This window comes from Aurantimonas sp. 22II-16-19i, from assembly GCF_002088275.1.
Lineage (GTDB): Bacteria > Pseudomonadota > Alphaproteobacteria > Rhizobiales > Rhizobiaceae > Jiella.
In genome coordinates this window covers 143581-150127 of the sequence record NZ_AQQS01000011.1, presented here as the reverse complement: position 1 = coordinate 150127, position 6547 = coordinate 143581, and the positions used below count along the sequence as shown (strand labels likewise).

Genomic DNA, 6547 nt, shown 5'->3' with positions numbered 1-6547 from the left:
ACATGAGCCGCGACTTTCAGAACGAGATCAGGTTCCTCGGCGCTGAAAGCTGGGTCTGACGCAGTCTCGATGACGATCAGGCGGCGCCGAGCAGGCGGGCCTCGAGGAGATCGAGCTTGGCCCGCCCGTACATCTGCCGCTTCACCAGCTTGAGCTTGTTCACTTGGCCTTCCGTCTGGCCGTTCGACCACGTCTCAATGATTGCGCCCTGAACTGCTGATAATGAAGCGTCCTTTAGGATGCCACGAGCGAAGGAAGCCAGCAGGCTTTCCTCGGCATCGTGCATCCAGGAAACGAGATCGCCGACCGCACGGCCGCGTATCATGGCATGAAACCGGTCGGTCAGTTCTCTCGCCTCGGCCAGGGCGGGCACTCCGGCTTCGATCGCGGCAACCACGACCGTCTCCGACTTCGTCAGATGATCTCGCTTCAGCGTCATCAGGCGGGCGATGGTTCTCGCGGACGGGGTCCTGCGGAGCTCGGATCCTGAGATATGTTCCGATCGCCTGCGCCGCGTGGCCCATTCACCGACGACGCGGAGCGACCCCAGGAACCCCTGGCCGCGAAGACGACGCCATAGTTCGGCGCCGTTCCGGCAGCCTGCTTCCCACTGGGCGTCGAGATACGGAAGGTGCGGGTCGAGTGATCCCTGTCGTGTCCGGAATACATCGGTGCGCTCGCCGCGGACGATCTGGCGAACCAGCTTCCGGCTACGGCCCGTCCGCCGAACGATCTCCTTGATCGGGATGCCGTCGGCCGCAAGGCCTTCGACCACGCCGTTGGTCTCCTCCCGACGCAGGTAGCCTTCATACTGGATTCGCTCGGCCGAAGTCAGGAGCTTTGGGTCGATAGCCGTCGCTCCGAGAGTGACGCGGATCAGCTTCATCGACTTCCTCACCGCGTCGAGAAAGGCTGCGCTTGCATTCTCCATCAGGTGCCATCGGTCTGCGACCTGAACGACTTCCGGCAACGCGAGCGCAGCGGCCTCACCATAGCCACCACCGCGATCGCGAGAGACGATCCGGATATCAGGGTGATCGGCCAGCCAGGCTGCGACCGTGGCGATCTCCCGGTCCGGCAGCAGCTTGACGATCTGACGCCGCTGCAGGTCGCAGACAATCGAGCCATAACGATGGTTCCGGCGGAACGCGAAGTCATCGATGCCGATCGTCGTCAAAACGTCGTTGCGCGGTCGCGCCCGGCGCCGGACGACCCGGAGCAGCGTGTCGTTGCTGACCGGCATCATCAAACGCTCGGCGAAGCTCGCCGCCGGACGACCGCCGAGCGCCAGCCCGAGATGATGGACGATGCACTCCATCCGGCCCGTGCGCCGCGCCCGCTCCGGGACAGCCTCACCGAAGCGCTCGGCGAAGATCTTGCGCCGGCAGGTGCCAACGTCGCACCGAAACCGGCGGGTGATCAACCGCAGCCGGACCATTCGCCCCGCTGCCGGCAAGTCCGTCACGCCTCGAATGTATCGGCTGTGCACGCGGCGTGCAGGCGATGAGCAGGAGGGACACGCCGCCTGCCTGTTCCGGCCGGATGCCGTGACGATGAGGACGTCGTCAACGGCTTCGAACTGCTCGACCGTAAGCCCGGCGGGAATGAGCGACGACAGCGAAATGACGTGGGGCACGGCGACCTCCTTTAGAAATCGCCAGTTCGCTCCTCAACTGCACCGAATATGAGTCAGATGGGGTATTCGGCTCGAGCCCATCCTCCGAGGTGGGAGTAAGGTGCTGCGCTTCGAGCTGATGATAAAACGTGGTCTGTTTGGAACGGCCACAAGCATCAGGAAAGGAAGCGCAGCATGAAACACTATGCGGGATTGGACGTTTCGGTGAAAGAGACGTCGATATGCATCATCGACGAAACCGGCAGGATTTGCCGGGAGATGAAGGCTTCAAGCCACCCGGAAGACCTTATCAAGGCGTTGAAGGCACCCGAGTGGCGATTTGTCCGGGTCGGGCTTGAAGCCGGGCCGTTGTCGCAATGGCTGTTTAGCGGATTGGTGGAGGTGGGCCTACCGGCGATCTGCATAGAAACCCGTCATGCGAAAGCGTTCTTGAAAGCGCAGGTGAACAAGACCGACCGCAATGACGCTCGTGGCATTGCACAGATGATGCGGGTGAATTTATTCCGGCCGGTACACGTCAAGACACTGGCGAACCAACGGCGCCGGGCTCTCCTGAACGCTCGCAGGCTCTTGCAGGAGAAGGCCATTGCCATCGAGAACGACGTCCGCGGTCTCCTGCGCAACTTCGGGCTCAAAGTCGGCGTCGTCGGGACGGTCGGCTTCGATGCGCGCGTCCGGGAGCTTGTCGCCGGAATGCCTGAACTGGGCGAGATCATGAGGCCTTTGCTGGCAGCACGACAGAAGCTGCGGGAGGCCTTCATGGAACTCCATCGCAAGCTGCTGGCGATTGTCCGGGACGACGAAGTTTGTCGTCGATTGATGACGATCCCCGGGGTCGGGCCCGTCACCTCGCTCGCGTTCAACAGCACCATCGACGTCCCGGCGCGCTTTGCCCACGCTCGCTCCGTCGGTCCGGCGTTGGGCCTGACGCCGATCCTTCACCAATCTGGCGAAAACCATCAGGTCGGCCGTGTCTCACTCTGTGGCGACGGCATGATGCGCTCCCTGCTTTACGAGGCGGCGCAGGTCATGTTGAGCCGAGTGAAGAAATGGTCCTGGCTGAAAGCCTGGGCGATGAATGTCGCCAAGCGGCGCGGGCGGCGAAAGGCCATTGTGGCGCTGGCACGCCGGCTGGCGGTGATCATGCATCGGATGTGGAGCGACGGCACCGAATTCCGCTGGACAAGGGAAGAATTGGTCAAGGCTGCCTGACGGTTACGGGGAAGGAGACTACTAAAGTTCCGCCTGCTGGTGGAAGGACGTCCTTCGCGGGACGACGGATGGGACGAGCTCGCTTTGGGTCTTGTGCCGATCGCACCATAGCGATCAGGACGCGAGTCAGATTGGACCGCCTCATTCTACTGATCCCATGCTGGGAGGGCCGACGAGCCGATCCCGAAGAGAAGCGGGAGCCCGCGGAAGACCTCAAATGCCGGCGAAGTGGAATGCTCGAAAGCGCTTGACCTCAACACGCCGAATAGAGAAGATCCAAATTTGCACGCCGGATCACAGCTGATGGTCTTCAAGCTCATCATCGCCGCCGCCAAGTCCTGGCGAAGGCTGAAGGGCGAAAATCGCTTGCCGATGATCATCGCAGGCGTCAAGTTTACCGACGGCGTCGCGGTCACCGCGGCCGCCGATCAACGCGCCGCCTGACCGGCCCAATCACCCAAGTCCGGCCATAGCTCGATTCCGTCCGGATCATGCGGCAATACATCGCAACGGCCAATGAATAACTCTCATGAGACTACTGTCACCTGCAGCGGGTGGGGCCTGCCGCAGCTACGTCTGACAATACGAACCGGTGGTACGAGCTTCAGAATTCGGAGCACACTTCGCCTAGACTAGTCATGGGGATCCGGGCCCGGCTTCCGGCGAAACAGCTCCAGCGCCTCTGCAAGTTTGTCCATGCCGACAGGTTTGCTTAGGGTCCCGAGCGAAACATGCCCATATCCAGACGCGACGTCTGCCTGACCTGTTAGAAACATCGACGGGATGCCGCGCCGGTGCAACCATTCCGCTGCCAAGGGGCCGGTTCGCCCGTCCGTCAGATCGATGTCTATCAGGGCGCCGTCGAATGTCATGCCCTCACACTCAGCCTTAAGAGCTTCGAAGCTCTCAAACGAACCCGCGAACACATGCCCCAAATCCTCGATCATTTGCTCAACATGGAACACGATCAATGGGTTGTCCTCGATGTAGAGGATGTGCAGAGGCCCAGAGCTTGCAGATACGGCGTGTTTCATATGACGGCAACGCACTGCGCTTTCACGGGTTGCCGACCACTCGTGAAAGGAGCCCCCCTGCCTCACACCGCAATCCGCCACGGTCGAACGTAATATTCGGGGCCCGTCCCAGCATTCCCTTCAGCGCCGATCGCAGGTACCGGGTCCCGTAACCGGCGCGCGAGGGCTCCTCCACAGGCGGCCCCCCACTCTCGAGCCACGTCATAGACAACTCCCTGGGCTCGTTTTCCGATACTGACCATTCAAACGCCACTTGCCCCTCGGGTCGCGATAAAGCCCCGTACTTGATCGCATTCGTCGACAGCTCATGCAGGCACAAGGCGAGAGTCGTTCCAGCCTCGCGGCTTAATATGACCGTAGGCCCGCCCGCTGCGATGCGCTCAAAACCGACTTGACGATAGGGATCGAAGGTGAGGCTGACGATCTCCCCAATCGACACGACCTCGCCGTCGGCGCGAAAAACAGCTGAGTGCACCTTGTCCAGCGCACCCAGCCGACCACGAAAATCCTCAGCAAGCCCGTCCATCGACGTGGCGCCGCGCCGGGTCATTTCAAAGATCGATGTCACGCTGGCAAGTATGTTCTTTACGCGGTGATTCAGTTCGCGCCTCAATTCGATCTCGCGGAAGATGTGATCACGAACGGCGCGCTGCCTTAGTCGGGCCAGGAGCGCCGATTGGACAACGCTGACCAATTCGACGGCCGTGATTGGTCGCTTGTAGAACAACTGGCGCGACCGCGGCCGTGCATGGCTGAGCGCGGCCTTGATCCGGCCGTCGGGCGAGCCGCGATCAAGCAGGACGACGATCGGCATCTCGGACCAAGCCTGCTGGTCGGCAAGGTGGGCTGCGATGGCGTCCAGTACCGCCGGCGTCAGCGCTTCGTGCGTCAGGAGAAGGACACCTGGTGCTTCGGAAAGGCAGGCGACTAAGTCGTTAATTCCGGATGTAACGACGACCCGAAGGTCATACTCACGGAGCATTTTGCTCAAAAACATCGCGTCGCTGCGATAGGGCGCTAGGACCAGCACATGGTCCAGCGCCGAAACGTCGTCTAATTCTGGATCGCTCACGCTTCCGGAAGCGGATTATAGGGCACGACAGTGATGCCCGAACTCTGGATAAAAAGTTCATGGACGTCCAGGTCGTGCGGGCCATGCCGCTTCTTGACGACGGTAATATTGCGCCGCAGCCGCCCATCGTGCTCCGAAATGCGCAGGAGCAGAACGGTATCGCCAAGGAAGCTGACATCGACGTCGATCGCAACGTTCTGCCCGAGCAGGCCGTGCTGGGCGACAATTAGCATTGTCAGCACCCCGGCCCGGGCCAGGTACTTCAGCAGCGATTGGATGTCCCGCACCGCCTTGTCGCGATTCGGCAAGGAGTTGAGGTATCCCGTAAAGCTATCGATGACGACAACACGCGACTTCTCTGACGACACAATACCCTGCACTACCTGGGCAAACTCTCCAGGAGAGATGTCGTTCGGATTGAAATCACGGATGATCAGCTTGCCGCTTTCGTAGAAAGGGCGCAGGTTCATCCCAAGTCCCTCTGACCTGCGAAAAAACGTCTCGAGCCGCTCCTCGAAGAGGAACAGAGCCACGCTTTCTCCCCGGTCGAGCGCGGCAGTGGCGTAAAGCGACGCCATCGTTGATTTGCCCGTTCCGGCCTGTCCAATGACGAGCGTGATGGTGCCGGCCTCCTGGCCGCCCCCAAACATATTGTCCAGCATCGCAACGCCGGATTTTATGAGCTCGGGCTTGGTCTGCTCGGCGACCGCGCCGGGAATAATGCGCGGAAAGACCACGACGCCCTGGCCTTCTCGGATCGCCATGTCATGGAATCCGTCGGCGATCGGCACGCCTCGCATTTTGCTGACTTCGATCCGCCGGCGCACCCCGCCGTAGTCCTCTAGCGACTTGTGGAAGCGGATGACGCCATGGGCGATGCCCTCCACCTCCTCGCCGTTCATCGTCTCGCCATTCTGCGTGTCGAGCAAAATGGCCACGACGTTGCGCTTCGCCAGAAAGGCTTTGAAGCCAATCAATTCGCGTCGAAAGCGTGGCGTATCGCCGGTGATGAGGCGGATCTCAAGAAGCGAATCATAAACGAGGCGGCTCGGTTTGTGCTCATCAATGGCACGCTCGATCGCCTGGCGCGTTTCGTCGAGCCGCAGTTCAGCGGTCTGAAAAATCGTCTGGTCCGAGGTGCCGTTGACACTGTCGGAGGCCGATAGCTCCTCAACCCTGATACCGTCCATCGTCCACCCGTGCGAGAAGGCGATGGATTCCAGTTCCGTCTTCGTCTGCGACAGACTGACATAGATGCATTTCTCACCTGCCGCGACGCCGGCCCGCAAAAACTGCAGGGCGGCGGTCGTCTTACCGGCACCAGGAGCGCCCTGGAGCATATAGAGGTTGGACGGCGGCAACCCCCCGCGCAGGATTTCGTCGAGGCCTGAGATACCGGAGGAGATCGGCGGCTGGATCGAACTCTTGGTCATTCTACCTCCGGCGACCAAGTCCAGACAAACGCCTGAACGATTGTTCCTCATCGTTGACTGCGTTCAAGATTGCAAGGCCAAGCTCTTGCGCTACGGCGTCATCTCGTCGGCATCGTCGAAGCGGAAGTCCAAGACGCATCAACACAAGCGACTAGAGGCT

General features: G+C 61.0%; 5 protein-coding genes and 1 pseudogene. 2 read left to right on the top strand and 4 right to left on the bottom strand.

Going from position 1 to position 6547, the window contains the following annotated elements:
* Window positions 1–76: 76 nt before the first annotated feature.
* Window positions 77–1636 carry an ISL3 family transposase gene (locus tag ATO4_RS11420; protein WP_083591634.1) on the bottom strand — a complete coding sequence of 520 codons (1560 nt, stop codon included), beginning with the start codon at window positions 1634–1636 and terminating at the stop codon, window positions 77–79.
* 174 nt (window positions 1637–1810) lie between these two features.
* On the opposite strand from ATO4_RS11420, the gene ATO4_RS11415 reads away from it, so the two are divergent.
* Window positions 1811–2848: an IS110 family transposase gene (locus tag ATO4_RS11415; protein WP_083591633.1), complete on the top strand. Its 1038-nt coding sequence runs from the start codon at window positions 1811–1813 to the stop codon at window positions 2846–2848.
* Between the two features lie 294 nt (window positions 2849–3142).
* Window positions 3143–3292: pseudogene (locus ATO4_RS27080) on the top strand (IS256 family transposase); the annotation flags it as partial.
* Window positions 3293–3480: 188 nt separating this feature from the next.
* Here the strand turns inward: ATO4_RS27080 and ATO4_RS11410 are convergent.
* From ATO4_RS11410 to ATO4_RS11400, 3 genes are all read right to left on the bottom strand, one after another.
* Window positions 3481–3882, bottom strand: a complete 402-nt coding sequence (locus tag ATO4_RS11410; RefSeq protein WP_083591632.1) for a response regulator — start codon at window positions 3880–3882, stop codon at window positions 3481–3483.
* A gap of 22 nt (window positions 3883–3904) precedes the next feature.
* Window positions 3905–4879 (bottom strand): sensor histidine kinase, encoded by a 975-nt coding sequence (locus ATO4_RS11405; protein WP_083591652.1) that lies wholly within the window; start codon window positions 4877–4879, stop codon window positions 3905–3907.
* A gap of 71 nt (window positions 4880–4950) precedes the next feature.
* A complete protein-coding gene (locus ATO4_RS11400) occupies window positions 4951–6387 on the bottom strand; it encodes an ATPase domain-containing protein (RefSeq protein WP_083591651.1) in 1437 nt (478 codons plus the stop codon).
* Window positions 6388–6547: the final 160 nt, after the last annotated feature.